General features: G+C 46.0%; 14 protein-coding genes. 4 read left to right on the top strand and 10 right to left on the bottom strand.

Translation table 11 applies throughout. The features are described 5' to 3' along the window. Positions 1-52 precede the first annotated feature (52 nt). The 4 genes from AC0VXY_RS06115 to AC0VXY_RS06100 all read left to right on the top strand — a co-directional run bounded on the left by AC0VXY_RS06115 (position 53) and on the right by AC0VXY_RS06100 (position 3,857). Entirely contained in the window at positions 53-898 is an 846-nt protein-coding gene (locus AC0VXY_RS06115) for an ABC transporter ATP-binding protein (RefSeq protein ID WP_475527307.1), read from the top strand. Next, entirely contained in the window at positions 849-1,775 is a 927-nt protein-coding gene (locus tag AC0VXY_RS06110; RefSeq protein WP_475527306.1) for an iron-hydroxamate ABC transporter substrate-binding protein, read from the top strand. The genes AC0VXY_RS06115 and AC0VXY_RS06110 overlap by 50 nt, the downstream gene beginning before the upstream one ends. A gap of 67 nt (positions 1,776-1,842) precedes the next feature. Further along, on the top strand, positions 1,843-2,853 hold the full coding sequence (locus AC0VXY_RS06105) for a FecCD family ABC transporter permease (protein ID WP_475527305.1): 1,011 nt from the start codon (positions 1,843-1,845) through the stop codon (positions 2,851-2,853). After that, positions 2,850-3,857: a FecCD family ABC transporter permease gene (locus tag AC0VXY_RS06100; RefSeq protein ID WP_475527304.1), complete on the top strand. Its 1,008-nt coding sequence runs from the start codon at positions 2,850-2,852 to the stop codon at positions 3,855-3,857. Before AC0VXY_RS06105 ends, AC0VXY_RS06100 begins: the two co-directional genes overlap by 4 nt. A gap of 194 nt (positions 3,858-4,051) precedes the next feature. Here AC0VXY_RS06100 and AC0VXY_RS06095 read toward each other — a convergent pair whose 3' ends face one another. The 10 genes from AC0VXY_RS06095 to AC0VXY_RS06050 all read right to left on the bottom strand — a co-directional run bounded on the left by AC0VXY_RS06095 (position 4,052) and on the right by AC0VXY_RS06050 (position 15,802). Next, positions 4,052-5,032 (bottom strand): bile acid:sodium symporter family protein, encoded by a 981-nt coding sequence (locus AC0VXY_RS06095; protein WP_475527303.1) that lies wholly within the window; start codon positions 5,030-5,032, stop codon positions 4,052-4,054. After that, on the bottom strand, positions 5,029-6,426 hold the full coding sequence (locus AC0VXY_RS06090) for an FAD-binding oxidoreductase (RefSeq protein ID WP_475527302.1): 1,398 nt from the start codon (positions 6,424-6,426) through the stop codon (positions 5,029-5,031). The genes AC0VXY_RS06095 and AC0VXY_RS06090 overlap by 4 nt, the downstream gene beginning before the upstream one ends. A gap of 204 nt (positions 6,427-6,630) precedes the next feature. Continuing rightward, the gene (locus AC0VXY_RS06085) at positions 6,631-7,725 is read right to left on the bottom strand and encodes a threonine aldolase family protein (RefSeq protein ID WP_475527301.1); all 1,095 of its coding nucleotides are present in this window, start codon (positions 7,723-7,725) and stop codon (positions 6,631-6,633) included. Between the two features lie 15 nt (positions 7,726-7,740). Then, on the bottom strand, positions 7,741-8,703 hold the full coding sequence (locus tag AC0VXY_RS06080; RefSeq protein WP_475527300.1) for an alpha/beta hydrolase: 963 nt from the start codon (positions 8,701-8,703) through the stop codon (positions 7,741-7,743). Positions 8,704-8,852: 149 nt separating this feature from the next. Further along, positions 8,853-10,241 (bottom strand): bifunctional metallophosphatase/5'-nucleotidase, encoded by a 1,389-nt coding sequence (locus tag AC0VXY_RS06075; protein ID WP_435992392.1) that lies wholly within the window; start codon positions 10,239-10,241, stop codon positions 8,853-8,855. Between the two features lie 127 nt (positions 10,242-10,368). After that, complete coding sequence (locus AC0VXY_RS06070) at positions 10,369-10,989, bottom strand: class F sortase (protein ID WP_475527299.1); 621 nt, start codon at positions 10,987-10,989, stop codon at positions 10,369-10,371. Beyond that, positions 10,989-11,780, bottom strand: coding sequence for a DUF4397 domain-containing protein (locus tag AC0VXY_RS06065; protein ID WP_475527298.1), 792 nt, complete (start codon positions 11,778-11,780; stop codon positions 10,989-10,991). Before AC0VXY_RS06065 ends, AC0VXY_RS06070 begins: the two co-directional genes overlap by 1 nt. Positions 11,781-11,915: 135 nt before the next feature. After that, the gene (locus tag AC0VXY_RS06060) at positions 11,916-12,386 is read right to left on the bottom strand and encodes a DinB family protein (protein ID WP_475527297.1); all 471 of its coding nucleotides are present in this window, start codon (positions 12,384-12,386) and stop codon (positions 11,916-11,918) included. A 237-nt stretch (positions 12,387-12,623) separates the two neighbouring features. Further along, entirely contained in the window at positions 12,624-14,138 is a 1,515-nt protein-coding gene (locus AC0VXY_RS06055; protein WP_475527296.1) for a flotillin family protein, read from the bottom strand. Between the two features lie 302 nt (positions 14,139-14,440). Then, a complete protein-coding gene (locus tag AC0VXY_RS06050) occupies positions 14,441-15,802 on the bottom strand; it encodes an SLC13 family permease (protein WP_475527295.1) in 1,362 nt (453 codons plus the stop codon). Positions 15,803-15,848: the final 46 nt, after the last annotated feature.

Raw genomic sequence — 15,848 nt, 5'->3', positions numbered from 1 at the left:
AAATTGCCCGAGAATGAGAATCATTATCAATTTTATAAATGGAGGTCATAAAATGGTACGCCTCTGCACAGACGAATTAAACATTGGTTACGGGGACCGCCTGATTGTGAAAAATCTCAGCGTCGACATCCCGGATAAAAAGATCACCACCATCATCGGATCCAATGGTTGTGGTAAGTCCACCTTGTTGAAAGCGATTACCCGTATCATCCCCCACCACTCCGGCAATGTCCTGTTGGATGGTGAAAACATTTCAAAAGGAAATACAAAAGAATTGGCAAAAAAAATGGCGATTCTCCCTCAAACACCTGAAAGTGCAAGTGGATTGACGGTTGGTGAATTGGTGTCATACGGACGTTTCCCCCACCAAAAGGGAATGGGACGGCTGACGAAAAAAGATTTTGATGTGATCAATTGGGCCCTTGAAGTGACTGGGACTCTTGAATTTAAGTACAGAGAAGTCGATGCCTTATCAGGCGGTCAGCGACAACGTGTGTGGATCGCCATGTCTCTTGCACAGGAAACGGACATCATTTTCCTCGATGAACCTACTACATATTTAGACATGGCCCACCAGCTCGAAGTACTTGAGCTATTACAAAAGCTCAACCTGGAACAGGAACGCACCATCGTAATGGTCCTGCATGATTTAAACCAGGCAGCCAGGTTTGCCGATTATATCGTAGCTTTAAAAGAAGGTGAAATCGTCAAATCCGGAAGTTGCGAAGAAGTAATCACCCATGACGTATTGAAGAAGGTATTCTACATTGATGCCGAAATTGGAAGAGATCCCCGAACAAATAAGCCAATGTGTGTCACATACAATTTACTCAAAGGAGAAGATCAACATGAAAAAATGGCTCATTCCGTTTACTCTGCTGTTGGTGTTACTGGTTAGTGCCTGCAGCAATGGTTCAACAGAAGAAGAAGGCTCAGAATCAAAGGAAAAGGATGGTAAATCAGATACCATCACCTATCAATCAGAAAATGGTCCCGTTGAAGTACCTGCCGACCCAGAGCGCGTTGTGGTTCTATCTTCATTTGCCGGAAACGTAATGGCCCTCGATGTAAACCTGGTCGGTGTGGACTCATGGTCCAAACTGAATCCACGATGGGATAAAGAGCTTAAAGGCGTAGAAGAAGTAACAGATGAAAGTCTTGAAAAGATCATCGAACTGAATCCGGATTTGATCATTGGCTTATCCAATATCAAGAATGTGGATAAATTAAATGAAATCGCTCCTACGGTTACATACACATATGGAAAAGTTGACTACTTAACACAACATATCGAAATTGGAAAACTGTTAAACAAGGAAGAAGAAGCTCAGAAATGGGTAGACGATTTCAAGAAGCGTGCCAAAGCTGCCGGTGATGATATCAAAGCAAAAATCGGTGAAGATACGACTGTTTCAGTCATTGAAAGTTTCAATAAGCAATTATACGTATACGGGAACAACTGGGGACGCGGTACAGAAATCCTTTATCAGGAAATGGATTTAAAAATGCCTGAAAAAGTAAAAAAAGAAGCACTGGAACCAGGATATTTCGCTCTTTCCACTGAAGTGATGCCCGAATTTGCCGGGGACTATCTGATCTTGAGCAAAGATCCTAAAGCAGATAACTCCTTTATGGAAACCGAAACATACAAGAACATCCCGGCAGTGAAGAAGAATCAGGTATTTGAAGTGAATATGATGGAATTTTACTTTAATGATCCTCTCACATTGGATTACCAATTGGACTTCTTCAAAGATAAATTTCTAGGAAATTAATTCTTAAAGGGGGATTCTTATGATAAGAATTCCCCTTTTCTATACTCTAAAAAAGAAAAGATGATGGATGATGATAAATCAAGATCAACGAATTCCATTTATATTCAAATTGATCGGTGCAGCCCTCCTTTTTATAGCCGCCTTTCTCATATCTGTTATATATGGAGCCGCAGAGACAACGGTGAGGGACGTCTTTCATGCCCTGACCTTTTCCGCTGAAGGCGACAAAATAAACATTCTTCAAGAGATCCGATTCCCCCGGGAAGTTGCCGCCATTGTGGTCGGGGCGGCCCTGGCTGTATCAGGTGCCATCATGCAAGGCATGACCCGGAATCCCCTGGCCGATCCGGGTTTGCTTGGACTGACAGCCGGAGCGAATGCTTCACTGGCAGTCGCCCTCGCATTCATCCCCTCCATCAGTTATTTCGGGATCATGATTGCCTGCTTCATAGGTTCAGCCGCAGGGGCCATTATGGTGTTCGGGATCAGCTCCTTAAAAAGGGGCGGTTTCTCCCCCTTTAGAATCGTACTGGCAGGAGCAGCCGTATCTGCCTTTTTATTTGCCATTGCAGAGGGGATTGGCCTCTTTTTCAAGCTGTCAAAAGATGTCTCCATGTGGACAGCAGGTGGGTTGATTGGCACTACCTGGACTCTGTTGCAGGTAATCGTTCCGTTTATTGTGATTGGGATTCTGGTAGCTTTATTTTTCTCCAGACAACTGACGATCTTGAGTTTGAATGAAGAAGTAGCGGTAGGCTTGGGTCAGCGCACCGCGTTTGTAAAAAGTATCCTGTTCATCGTGATCATCCTGCTCGCAGGTGCCGCCGTTGCACTTGTTGGGAATATGGTGTTCATAGGGTTGATGATTCCCCATATGGTCCGGGCGGTTGTCGGGACAGATTACCGTTTCATCATTCCGATCTCGTCCCTGTTTGGGGCTTCATTCATGCTTCTCGCTGACACACTTGGACGCACGATCAATGCTCCATACGAAACGCCCGTGGCAGCGATCGTCGCGATGATGGGACTTCCTTTCTTCCTATTCATCGTGCATAAAGGAGGGAAAGGCTTCTCATGATACATCCTGATTTGATTAAAAAACAACGATGGCTACTTATAGCTTTCTTCATACTTATTGTCACAACAGCCTTTATCAGCTTCGGCCTGGGCTATTCTTCTGTATCGTATAATAGGCTCCTCCCCACTTTATTAGGTGATGGGTCATTCAAAGAAGAATTCATCCTTTTCTCCATACGTTTACCGAGGATCATCATCACGATTCTCGCAGGGATGGCCCTCGCCTTATCCGGTTCCATTCTGCAGGGGATGACCCGTAATGACCTGGCTGACCCAGGGATCATAGGGATCAATTCGGGGGCAGGTGTTGCGATTGCCATCTTCTTTTTATTCTTCCCCATCGATGCGGGGTCATTTGCTTACCTGCTTCCGGTGGTGGCTTTCGGGGGAGCACTCCTTACAGCCTGCTTGATTTACTTATTATCATATAGTAAGAGAAACGGGATACAGCCCGTCCGGCTCGTCCTAGTGGGAGTTGGATTCTCCATGGCCTTGTCGGGGCTCATGATCATTCTGATTTCGAGTGCTGAACGGGCAAAAGTAGATTTCATTGCCAAATGGCTGGCGGGGAATATATGGGGTGCCGACTGGCCGTTCATATGGGCAATACTCCCTTGGCTGGTGATCCTCATTCCATATGCACTGTATAAATCCCAGATGCTGAACCTGCTTGGTTTAAGCGAACCAGTTTCGGTAGGGGTCGGCGTCTCGATCAACCGTGAACGGTTTATGATGCTGATCGTAGCAGTCGCCCTGGCAGCCTCCGCCGTTTCCGTCACAGGAGGGATCGCCTTTATCGGTCTGATGGCCCCTCATATGGCAAAAGCGATGGTCGGGCCGCGCAATCAACTGTTCATCCCCATCGCCATATTACTCGGAGGCTGGCTCCTGCTCCTTGCAGACACCATCGGCCGGAACATCCTCCAACCCGACGGAATCCCCGCGGGCATCATGATCGCCCTCATCGGCGCACCTTACTTTATGTACCTGCTACTAAGGAAGTAGATTTGAGGGACGGACCTCACTTTTCAAGGTGAAATGTGATAAGGACGGGCTTTGTGCATTAAAAAGGCAGGTCCGTCCCTCTATAAAAAGGCAGATCCCCACTTTCATGTGGGGATCTGCCTTTTTGATTATAAGATATGAGTGAGGGAAGACGCATTTCATCTTTTCAGCATCTCCGAACCTTTCTATTTACTCTACCTCACCGTAGGAGTGACGGATCTTCTACTATATTCCCCCTCCACCTCGACCTCCACAGGCTTCTTACTCCAAAACGTTGCAAGGATCGGTCCTGAAATATTATGCCATACAGCCGCAATGACACTCGGCAGGGCAGCGAGGGGACCAAAGTGGGCAGTGGCAAGGGCCACACCGAGTCCGGAGTTCTGCATTCCCACTTCAATAGAGATCGCACGTCTCGTCCCCTCATCCAGCTTCATCAGGACACCGGTCCCGTATCCCAAGCCCAATCCAAATAGATTATGAAGGATCACAGCCGTGAAAATAATGGCCCCGGAAGAGGCGATATTTTCAACATTTGCAGAGACGACGGCTGAAACGATGATGATGATCGCGAGAACTGAAATAAGCGGGATGACGTTCAGGCTCTTTTCCACGATACCCGGGAATAGCTTTCGTATCACTAACCCAAAAGTGATCGGCAGGATGATTACCTGCACGATTGAAAGAAACATGGCGACGGGATCGACGGGTAGCCACTGACCAGCAAGACCTAGAAGGATCAGGGGCGTTGCAATGGGCGCTAAAAGCGTCGACAGTGAGGTCATGGCGACTGATAACGCCAGATTTCCTTTAGCCAGATAGACCATGACGTTGGATGCCGTCCCACCGGGAACTGAGCCTAATAATACCAAACCGGCAGCCAGTTCAGCCGGCAGGCCAAGTATGTAAGCAATCAAAAAAGCACCCAGCGGCATAATGAGAAATTGTGCCAGGACCCCTGTGATGACAGGAAGAGGTTTTTTTAGTACCAGTTGAAAATCAACAGGCTTCAAAGTGAGCCCCATGCCAAACATCACGACACCCAATAGAATCGTAATATACGCTCCTAAAGGTAGAAATGGCGCAGGAATAAAATAAGCGACAGCCGCTACCAGGATGACCCATACCGCAAAGTACTTCCCTGCCAGATTACTGATGGTTTCAAGTAGTCTCATTTTGAGTCCTCCTTCTTTTTATGTACCAGTTTGTGAGGGTTGAAGATTCCATCGGGATCAAGTGCCAGTTTGATTTTCTCCATGACCTTCAGAGCTCCCCCGTGTTCCCGTTCTTGATATTTCATCTTCCCTACACCTACTCCATGTTCCCCTGTACATGTTCCATTCCGTTCAAGGGCGTATTCCACAATCAGTTCGTTATAGATGCCGGCCCGCTTCACCTCGTCCGGGTCATTCAAATCAATCATGAGTGAGGTATGGTAATTTCCATCTCCCACATGTCCGAGAATTCCACCGATGAGCTCTAGTTCTTCAAGTTTTCCCCTGGCGTGCTGAACGGCTCCCGATAATTCAGAAATAGGCAAACAGACATCCGTCACCATGAGTTTCCTTCCCGGATGCCCATGTACATAAGCATAGGCAAGATTATGCCTCGCTTCCCACAATTTATTCCGTGCTGCCGTATCTTCTTCAAAGACAATATCTTCACACCGATGGTCTGCAACGATTTCTTTCATGAATTCAACGTCTTGGTTCAGACCCGCTTCATTTCCATGAAACTCAAGAAACAGAGTCGGTTTTTCCTTATAGTCCGTATCACTGAACCGGTTCACTTGAATCATGGACGGCTCATCCACAAGCTCACACCTGGCAATCGGGATTCCCGCCTGAAGGATCGAAACAACGGCTTCCACCGCATCATCAACATGTTTAAAAGAAGCACGTGCTGATACGATGTGTTCAGGGATGCCGTATACGCGGAGTGTCAATTCCGTGATACACCCCAGCGTCCCCTCAGACCCTACAAATAAGCTATTCAAGTGATATCCGGAGGAGGATTTCTGAGCCATATTCCCCGTGTGGATCACTTCCCCATCAGGGAGTACCACTTCAAGATCACGTACCTGATCACGCATGACACCATATTTAACAGACGTCGTCCCACTGGCATTCGTAGCCGCCATTCCTCCGAGAGTCGCATCCGCTCCGGGGTCCACTGAGAAGAAGAGGCCATATTTCTTTAATTCTTTATTCAGCTGGGTGCGCGTCACACCGGGTTGAACCTTGACGAGGAAATCCTTCTCCCTTACTTCAAGAATCCCATTCATCTCGGAAAAATCGATCGTGATCCCTTTATCATACGGGATGACGTGCCCTTCAAGACTGGTTCCAAGTCCAAATGGAATGATTGGTATATGGTGAGCAGATGCCAGTTTCACGACAGCACTCACCTCCTCACTGCTACGGGGAAACACCACCACATCCGGCGGGCTTGGGGAATGATAGGACTCATCTTTTCCATGCTGATTCAAAACCGTTTCATTCATCGTCACCTGCCCACTGCCAACAACCTCCCTTAACTCATCAACCAAACGACTATCCTTCACACTCATCTGCCCTCTCCCCTTCCATAAAAAAGTATAATGTAACGAATTATACCTAATAATCAGAATATTTCAATAGTCAATTAGGATTCCTTTTGAGGGACGGACCTCCAAAAGGGGCGCTTTTTCAGACAAATCCTTATCACCACGCGATTTCGGTGAGGTCCGTCCCTCAAAAAAAGTGGCATCGGAATAGTTCCGATACCACTTTTTCTATTTATTTTCTTGTTTTAGTTTTTCATTTAAGAGGGCGAACATTTTTTCCAATTTATCTTTTGGTAGGGTTTTGTATTGATCTCCAATACTCGCTTCGAATGCGCACTCATTTTCACTTACTTCTTTCACGTAACCGGTTAAGCCGATCCCCGTTTCTTCATACACTTCAATCAGAATGGCTTCGATTTGCTGTTGAGGATAGTGGAAGAAGACGTGAAACATATTCGAAACAGGCGTTTCAGGGAGGGTCCTGATTCCCTCGCAACTATTGAAATAAGCAGCCAGCTCCTTCGCGCCTTCATAATACTGATTCATCTTATCGATACGTTGATCGAAATAGTAGTCGGCACTGAGAATGTATGGATAAAGACTGATCAGATCACCGCCATGGCGCCTTTTCCACACTTTGGATTCGTCAGTGAATGCCTCGTCGCCTGCAAGGATCGCACCTGCAATTCCTCCGAACCCCTTATAAAACGAAATATAGACACTATCAAACAACTCACAGATTTCTGCAGCAGTCTTCCCGTAATAAGGGAGCACTTCATATAGTCGCGCCCCGTCCAGATGGACCTTGATCCCCTTATCCCGGCAATATTGAGAAATCGCTTCAAGAGTTTCATATTCAGGCAGCTGCCCCCCTATTTCCCGTTGAGGAAGCTCCAATAATAAGCATGCTATCTCCTCTTCTATACCGACAACGTCCTCGAGACCAATAACCCGGTCCTTATCCGCCAATAAAATGGGCTTGATCCCGTGTAATTTCTTCAAGCCATCCTCTTCATGTATTTCCAGATGGCATAAAGGGTGGTACGCCACTCTATGCACCTCTTTTTGATCACACCAAATACGAAGGGCAATCTGCTGGGCCATTGTCCCACTCGGAAAGAACACGGCCTGTTCTTTTCCAAGACTATCCGCCATCTTCTTTTGGAAGTCTTCTATTATTTTTCCAGACCCATAAATATCACTATCTAAATCACCATCGAACCCCTCAAGTGCCTCCTTCAGGACATGAAAATCCCTCTTCCCATGACCCTGTAAAGGATGTAGAGCATTTTTATACGCTTCAAATAACATTTTTTCCCCCATCACGATTCACCCCTTCTATGATTTCATCGCTTCGGCAATGAACCCCTTGATCCGTTTCTTATATTCTTCTTCTTCGACTGTGAACCCTTCTGTATGTCCCGCCCCCGGTACGATCCATATTTCTTTCAGACCGTGCGCCGCCTCATACAAGCGTTGGGCCATCTCCGTCGGAACCAACTCATCCTTATCGCCATGAATGATGAATAGGGGCAGATGGTTCTTCTTCACCTGCTCCAATGCGGATGCTTCCTTGAATGAATAACCTGCTCTTACCTTTGTCACCACACCCGTGATATCCATAATCGGAAATGCAGGTAAATGATAAAGATATTTCAACTGATGGGCAAGCTCCTCGTCCACTGAAGTATATCCACTGTCTGCAATGATTCCCTTCACCTCTTCCGGAAGGTCTTCACCACTCGTCATCAACACGGTGGCGGCCCCCATTGAAAAGCCATGGAGAAAGATGGTGTTCTGTCCTTTTTCGTTGATCAAAAGATCGATCCACTTTTTCATATCCAGCCGATCGTCCCATCCATATCCGATATAGTCCCCTTCACTCTTACCATGTCCCCGTGCATCGGGCTTCAGGATATTGTATCCCTCTTCATAATAGAATCTGGTGATCTCCGGCATCTGCTCGCTGTTTCCCTTATATCCATGAGTAAGGATCACCGTCTTCCCATTTGGGGATTCGTTCTCGAGGTATTTGGCTCTAAGTGTCAACCCATCTTCCGATTCAATCTCCACCGTTTGAAAATCCCGCTTACTTGTCCAGTTTCTTAATTCTTCCAACCTCTCTTGTTCTTCCTCCAGGGCACTGACTGCTTCAACCGCTTCCTCCGTCCCGCCGTATAACTCCACTGCTTCATTGCTGCGATTGATGGCTACATCATAAAAGTAGTTGCCGGCGACAGTCAGACCAATGAGTAGAAACAACAACAAACTGCTGACAATCCACACGATTTTCTTTTTCATGGCACGTTCTCCTTCATACAAGTAGTTATCTCTATTTTACTGGAAGGCTGCCTAAGTTTCACAGAAAAAAGACCTGCTCACATGTTCAGTCCATACCTCATTCGTTTCAATAAATAACGCCCAGGTTCACTGAGCGTCTCCGTGGAAGTCTAAGCCATGACATTACTGCTTTCCCGCCACCTGTTCATCTGCGCTTTTTCAATGAACCCGGCGCGTTCACCGTACATCCTGATCACATCACGGATCTCCTCAGGTAGGTACTTTTCATTTCGGCCATGACCGAGGGATTCATAGCCGGATCCCCGCAGTAGATAATCTGATGAGGCAACAGAATACCATTTCTCATCCTCTAATGGCGTTCCGCCGATAAGGATTTCAGAGATTCGCTGCCCTTCATGAATAATTTCTGCACCAGACACATGAAGCCTGCCAACAAATTTCCCCCTGAAGCCCGGACCTCTTCCATCAGCCAAGCATACCTGGGCATCCAGGGATTCCTCGATCGCCTTCCGGATATGCTTTCCCTGGATTTCGAATGACGTCGGATTCAATGGAGATGGACAGATTTCGATGAGCTTCTTATGACTGATATTCTGAAAAGCCCCGGCGTTCACGATACCACTATTGATCAATCCGAAATCGCATTTCAGCATATCCTGCAGCCCGTCGGCAATCAAATTCGTCATCGGATTCTCTTCCATGACATCATGCCAAAGGGGGCGGTGGAGTGTGTAAAGCGGTTTGCTTAACACTTCAATCGCGATTGCCTTATTTTTCTTCAGAATATCTGTCACCTCACGATCCACTGAAGAGGACTTAGTCGAAATCGTTTCACCACGTATCAGTTCAACTCCCTCATTTGTTACATCCACTTCGACAAGACCCACGTACTCCCCATAGCAGCCTGCACTGTTCAAGATGGTACCATTCACACTCTTTGCCCGTTCATATAGCTGATGATCATGGGCTGAAAGAATGATATCCACCTCCTCCAGCTCATTCGCAAGTTCCTCGTCGGCTACTGTACCCACATGATTCAGAAGAATACAGACGTCATATGTTCCACGGTGGCGAACGAGTTCCTTCTTGATTGCATTCTTATAATCCATAATATGTACCCCTAGACCGTCATTGAAACCCTGAAGGTCAGGGGAGGCACCCGTAATAAAAATTCTCACCCCGTTCTTTTCCAGAATGACGCTTGATTTCACTCCGCTGATGGACGCCTTGTCTTTTCTGTACAGATTATTGCTGATAAAAGGGATGGGACTATTCCCGGCCATATGTTCAAGGGTATCGAAGCCGTTGAACATTTCATTGTTACCGATGGTCAATGCATCATAGCCGACACTATTAAGCAGTTCAATCGCAGCCATCCCCTTTGTTCCCTGAAGCTCGATGCTCTTGAAATCGGCAAAATCTCCTCCGTCCAGCACAATCGTATTCTCATCTCTACACTCTTTGATCAGTGTAGCCGCTCTCCCAAATGCATCAAAATGACTGTGTACATCATTTGTATGTAATATCTTCAGTTTCATCTTAACCTCCACAAATGTTTGTCAGAAAACTCTCTCTATTAATAGTATAGGAAATCCGGAGGGTGTAAAGGCTTTTTATGGAAAAAAAGAGAGCTTATCTTCCATGAGATGGAGGTAAGCTCTACACTTAAGATTCGTTTATTTGATCATCAACCAGCTCTGTATAGACAACTAGGCGTTCTACGTAGTTATGAATGTCATGATCAAAATAACCTGTGCATGTGATCAGATTCAGCATCCTTTTCTCAGTCGGGCCAAAAATTTTTCGAAGCGGTGCATCATCTTTATCATAGGCGACCTTTTCCCTGACCACGAATGTAAGGGTTTTTCCAGATTCCCCTTCCAGATGGATCTCATCACCAGGCTCAAGCGTCTTCAGTTCAAAAAAAACAGCCGGCTTTTTCTCATCATCTACATGCCCTGCAAGAACGGCATTCCCCTTTTCGCCAGGTTGAAAGCCCGGCTCAAACCATGCTACATCCTTCCCGTTCTTCGGAAGCTCCATATCCCCGTTATTATCAAGCCCGAACTCCTTGATCGGCGCCTCAAGTTCAAGCTTAGGGATCGACAGGACAGATGGTTTGATCTTGTTCTCTTCTTCTACGGATTCTACAATAGGAGTTTTGGCTTTAACAGGTTGTTCAACGGTGGATGATTGAACGCCATTCTCCGGAACGGTTTGAGGCTCTTCGGCAGCACATGCCGCCAGAAGAGCCATAAGAGGAAAAATCAGTAATCGTTTTTTCATTATTTTTGCAGTTGTCTGCGTGTGACAAATAGTAGAGCCGCTCCACCTAATACCACTGATGCAAGTACAATTGGAAGATTCGAAGATTGTTCAGTCGCCGCTCCGCCCATTCCTGTTTCAGGCATGCTTCCAGGCATCATTGTATAATCCTTCAATACAAGCACTTCTAATTGATCAGCCGTGTTAATGGCAAATACGCTGTACACCGTGTTTTCTTCAAGCATCGTACCGGACAGATCCAGCACTTGATCTCCTTCAGGTGTTCTGATCTCTAAATCATATGTTCCCGGATCCAATTCCTTGTAATCTGTGATGGCTTTGAATTCCGCACCACTGAATAATGCATCTCCTCCTAGAGGACCAACATCAACGGTTGGTGCATCCGGAGAAAGGTGTCCAACGCGCACCTTGGTCATCCCTTCTGTCACATCCATCGAGTCTTGTACCACGACTAGCTCCAGGTTTTCCAAAGTGTTGGCTGCCGCTACAGTGTAAGCCATCCCTGCTTCAACTGTTAGATCTTGAGAAATGACCGGATCTTCGCTTCCCATAGTCCCGGCAGCATAAATTTCCACTTTATGGTCTCCGGCAGGAAGATTCATGTAATCTGTCGCTGCTTTAAATTCTGCACCTTCCACCACGGCATTTCCGTCAACATATACATCGACAGCCGGGGCATCCGGTGACGCATGTACGATACGAACCATCGCGTCATTTTCTGCTGCAAATGCACCTCCTGCCAGTGATAGGAAAAGCATAGCAGTTACAAAAATCGCAAAAATCTTTTTCATTTCATCCACTCCTTTTGTTTTGTACAAGTTTTGTAGTTTACTTGTACATTAAATGTATAATTAGATAAAAAAGATTTCAACTTTGAACTGCGCTACTCAGCACATTCACTTTTCCACTTACAAATAAGTGACTCCTCATTCAAACATCGGTATCTGTGGATCCTTACCATAACAATGGACAAGCATAGAATGAAGCTGTCCTCGGTGGTGATAAAGATGAGCTGCAACCTCCACCAGCCACTCGAATCTCGTATACGTCACTCCCCAATAGGACGAGGTCTCTTCCAACAGCATTTCTTCCGTCCGCTCCGCCACCCGCTCTTTCAAATAGTGAAAATTGTGCTGTAGTTCCTTTCTCATTTCAGCGAGGGTATGCATAGATTTACTCCCATAAAAAGAATCCATTTCTTCTTGGCTGGCTCCCCCGGCGATAAGATCATCCGCCCTGCATATGAGAGAAATATGCGAAAGCAGCTCTCCTATGGAATGCTTGGAAGGAGTGGGTCTTTTTATTAGGTCTTCCTCTTTTAGGCTGTCCATGATTTTAATGATGGACTCAACGGCTACTTCGATTTGGTGCAGGGTACTTCGGCAATATATATTCATATTCATTCTCCTCATGACCTTTTACCCTTTATTATACAAGGCGGTATCAATTGACACATTCCATTCGATGGATAAGAATTTTGCCTGTAAATTTCAGCAGATATTTTGACTGTTTAATTTGATTGATCGTTTGACAGTTGAATTCCCCGCTGTTTTCAGCAGCTGAAATCCACTTCCAACATTAAAAGGTGCCAGGCACAGAATCTTCATTCCGTGCCTGGCACCTTTTCTAATTGCTTATTTACTTCTCTGCCCCGCTTCTTCAAACTCTTTTACTTCCACTTCGTTTGAAGCTGCGGCTTCCTTGTCTCCAGACTCTGAAATAGCAGGCTGGTAATGTGTCGGTTGCGTCCTGTTCGCATACGACTTCAGTAATTCACCCACATCGATTCCTGTCATTTCACGTAATGGCTCCTGCATGTCGAGCATCGTTCTGGTGATGCTTTTACCAAAGGAAGGAACCCCTTGGCCATTACCGGAATCGATGATCTTAACCGAATCAATATTGTTAAGAGGCTGAGCGATTTTCTCTGCGAACACCGGCAGCATTTCGATGAGTTTCTCGGTGATGATGACGTCTCCGTGTTTCTCCATGGCTTCTGCAAGGAGTTTACGGGATTCAGCTTCGGCTTTACCGCGTTCACGGATGACATCTGCTTCAGCAGACCCTTCTTCCCTGCGGATCTTCGCTTTTGCTTCCCCGTCGATTTCAGATTTTCGGGCTTCCGCTTCCGCTTTACGGGTCGTTTCGTAATAATCTGCATCGGCTTTCGTTTTACGGACTTTGGATTCTTCCGCTTCGAGTTTAACCGCACGTTCCCGCTCAAGGAATTGAAGGGTCAGCTCTTCTTCTTTTACTTCCTTGGCAAGTTTCGCTTTTTCAAGCTCATAGGACTGTTCGGACTTCGCTCTTGCGCGTTCGGTTTCTTCTTTGAAGGCAGCATCTTTGATGTCTTTTTCCTTTTTCGATTCTGCAATAGTAATTTGGCGTTTATATTCCTCTTCTTTCGCTTCCTGGTCGGTTTGGGCACGGTGAATACGTGTTTCACGTTCTGTGTTCGCCTCAGCGATTTCAGCTTGTTTCCGCACCTCTGCGATACGCGGGCGACCAAGATTTTCTAAGTATCCATTTTGTTCATCAGCATCCCGGATATCCGTCAATCCGAGTGACGTGATTTTAAAGCCCATCAGATCAAGCTGTTTCTGGGCGATTTCCGACACGTCGGCATTGAATTTTTCCCGGTTGCTGTTTATGTCTTCAACGGTCATTTTTGAAAGAATCGCGCGGAGGTTACTACCCAGCACCTCGATGATTTCATCTTCAATTTCTTTTTGATCCTTCCCGAGGAACTGCTCGGCATAGTTGGCGATTCCATTCAAGGTATCGGCAACCTTCACCATGGCCACTGCATCGGCCACGATCGGAACTCCTCCGTTTGTGTACACGCGTGGAGTGGAAAGCTTCAATTGGAACGAGGTAAGGTTTACGGGAGTGGACGTTTGGAAACGTCTTAATCTGTATCCTCCACCACGGATGATTTTCATGGAACGGCCTTCCTGATCGGAGAAAATATTCGATTCCTTCTCCGGATCCCCCAGTTTCGGTCCGGTAATAATCAGTGCCTGGTTGGATTTCGCAGTACGATATCGGAACCTCATCCAGAAGTAATATGCGATCCCCACAATTGCTGCTATAACAAGAACAGGAATCAGGAAAACGAAAAATCCAATTACACTCAATGATCCTAGCATTCTGACAACCCCTTTCAACATTTTGTTTAAACCAGGATGCTGCCTGATTTAATTTTAAATAAAAGTGCTAGCTGCACTACTATATACGAGTCTCAAGTCAAAAAAGTTTCAATAAATTAGGGAATTCTCCTAATTTTATAGGTTGTTTACCTGCCATCTTCCCTCCTTATCATTTTTTTGAGGGTAAGAATGCTCGTACGGGAGATAGAACTCAGCTGTTCTGAGGAAGGAACATCGGAAGAACCGGGCATTGATAAAATAAGTTTTTGGGTATGAACAGCACGCTGTTCATACTCTTTTTCTTACCAATAAAAGAAAACCGAGCAGATGATGACGGCGATCCATGCTGCGGATGACCAAAATCCCGCCCGCATTAAATCCTTGTCGGTAAAGTAACCGTACGAGTAGCTGATCAGGTGAACCGGGGACTGGGTGACGAGAAAAAAGCCCGGGACACATGCCAGAAACACCGGCATGGCAATTTGCATTGGTAATACACCCGGAATGGTATGTCCGATCGTAATGCTGAGGGGGAGCATGATGGTCAAAAACCCCAGGATATTGACGAATACGATCCGAATGATACTGGTACATAAAATGAGGAATAGGATGATCACCCAGGGTTGACGGCCTGTAAGCAAAGCGTTCAACCCTTCAGCCATCCATTCAATCGTGCCTGTTTTGACCAACATCCCAGATACCATCAGAGTTGAGGCAAAAAAGAGCATCAGATCCCAATCGATCGATTTTCTCGCCTCCTCCCATCTCCATACTCCTGCGACAGGGATGACGGTCATACATGCGCCCAGAAGGCCGATCTGAGGAATGGAATATCCATGCAGAGGCTGTGCAATCCACATGATCAATGTTCCCATGATGATACTCATGATTTTTTTTTCGTTCATGCTCACCGGGCCAAGCTCACTGATTCTTTCTTCAATCAATGCTAATAACAGCTTTCGGTCAATCTTCTCAGGGGGAAAGATCATTAAGAATATTCCCCACAGTATGACGATAAAAAGCAGCACCGGTATTCCAAATATCAGGAACCATCTTATATAATTCAAATCACTCGAAACGTCGCTCAGGATCCCGAAAGCGTAAATTGTGGAACTGGCCCCAGTCGCAACAAACGCCCCTGAAATGGCAGCCAGATAGGCAACACCGATAAAGAGCGACTTCCCCAAATAATGGACATCCGCTATTTTACGCAAACTTTTCATCAGGCTGTCGAGTACCGATGATAGCAGGCTGCCTTTCCCTACATTTGACGGTATCAGGACAGACAGGACGATCATGAGCAGAAATGAGATGAAGATCAACGCTTTGCCCGACCCCCCAGACATCTTCAACATATAGAGGGATACCCTGCTTGCAAGGCCGGTTTTGATGAATGCAGTCGAGATAATAAATGTGGAGAACAAGAGCCATACAATACCCGAACTAAAATAGCTCAATGACTGTTCATAACTGAAAAAATGAAACGATATCATCAGTATGAGCAGCAGAGAACTGAACGCAAGGGGAAACACTTTACCGATCCACAGGATTTGGATGATGAGAAGTGCAGCGATCGCCTTCCATGTTTCATCCCACTCAAAAAAAGAGAGAAAAAACAATGCATATAATAGCATCGCGATAACCAGTAATAGTTGTTTTGTCATGACGATTACTCCCATCTTTAATCAAAGGAAAAAGCCACCAGCATCG

The sequence above is a fragment of the Rossellomorea sp. QJM3NY_18 genome (assembly GCF_056173145.1).
This window is presented reverse-complemented; position numbering and strand designations above follow the sequence as displayed.

What these genes read in the sequence shown, in the direction of transcription:
- AC0VXY_RS06115 (WP_475527307.1), top strand. Translation starts at nt 53, where the DNA reads ATGGTACGCCTCTGCACAGACGAATTAAACATTGGTTACGGGGACCGC.
- AC0VXY_RS06110 (WP_475527306.1), top strand. Translation starts at nt 849, where the DNA reads ATGAAAAAATGGCTCATTCCGTTTACTCTGCTGTTGGTGTTACTGGTT.
- AC0VXY_RS06105 (WP_475527305.1), top strand. Translation starts at nt 1,843, where the DNA reads ATGATGATAAATCAAGATCAACGAATTCCATTTATATTCAAATTGATC.
- AC0VXY_RS06100 (WP_475527304.1), top strand. Translation starts at nt 2,850, where the DNA reads ATGATACATCCTGATTTGATTAAAAAACAACGATGGCTACTTATAGCT.
- AC0VXY_RS06095 (WP_475527303.1), bottom strand. Translation starts at nt 5,032, where the DNA reads ATGAGACTACTTGAAACCATCAGTAATCTGGCAGGGAAGTACTTTGCG.
- AC0VXY_RS06090 (WP_475527302.1), bottom strand. Translation starts at nt 6,426, where the DNA reads ATGAGTGTGAAGGATAGTCGTTTGGTTGATGAGTTAAGGGAGGTTGTT.
- AC0VXY_RS06085 (WP_475527301.1), bottom strand. Translation starts at nt 7,725, where the DNA reads ATGGGGGAAAAAATGTTATTTGAAGCGTATAAAAATGCTCTACATCCT.
- AC0VXY_RS06080 (WP_475527300.1), bottom strand. Translation starts at nt 8,703, where the DNA reads ATGAAAAAGAAAATCGTGTGGATTGTCAGCAGTTTGTTGTTGTTTCTA.
- AC0VXY_RS06075 (WP_435992392.1), bottom strand. Translation starts at nt 10,241, where the DNA reads ATGAAACTGAAGATATTACATACAAATGATGTACACAGTCATTTTGAT.
- AC0VXY_RS06070 (WP_475527299.1), bottom strand. Translation starts at nt 10,989, where the DNA reads ATGAAAAAACGATTACTGATTTTTCCTCTTATGGCTCTTCTGGCGGCA.
- AC0VXY_RS06065 (WP_475527298.1), bottom strand. Translation starts at nt 11,780, where the DNA reads ATGAAAAAGATTTTTGCGATTTTTGTAACTGCTATGCTTTTCCTATCA.
- AC0VXY_RS06060 (WP_475527297.1), bottom strand. Translation starts at nt 12,386, where the DNA reads ATGAATATATATTGCCGAAGTACCCTGCACCAAATCGAAGTAGCCGTT.
- AC0VXY_RS06055 (WP_475527296.1), bottom strand. Translation starts at nt 14,138, where the DNA reads ATGCTAGGATCATTGAGTGTAATTGGATTTTTCGTTTTCCTGATTCCT.
- AC0VXY_RS06050 (WP_475527295.1), bottom strand. Translation starts at nt 15,802, where the DNA reads ATGACAAAACAACTATTACTGGTTATCGCGATGCTATTATATGCATTG.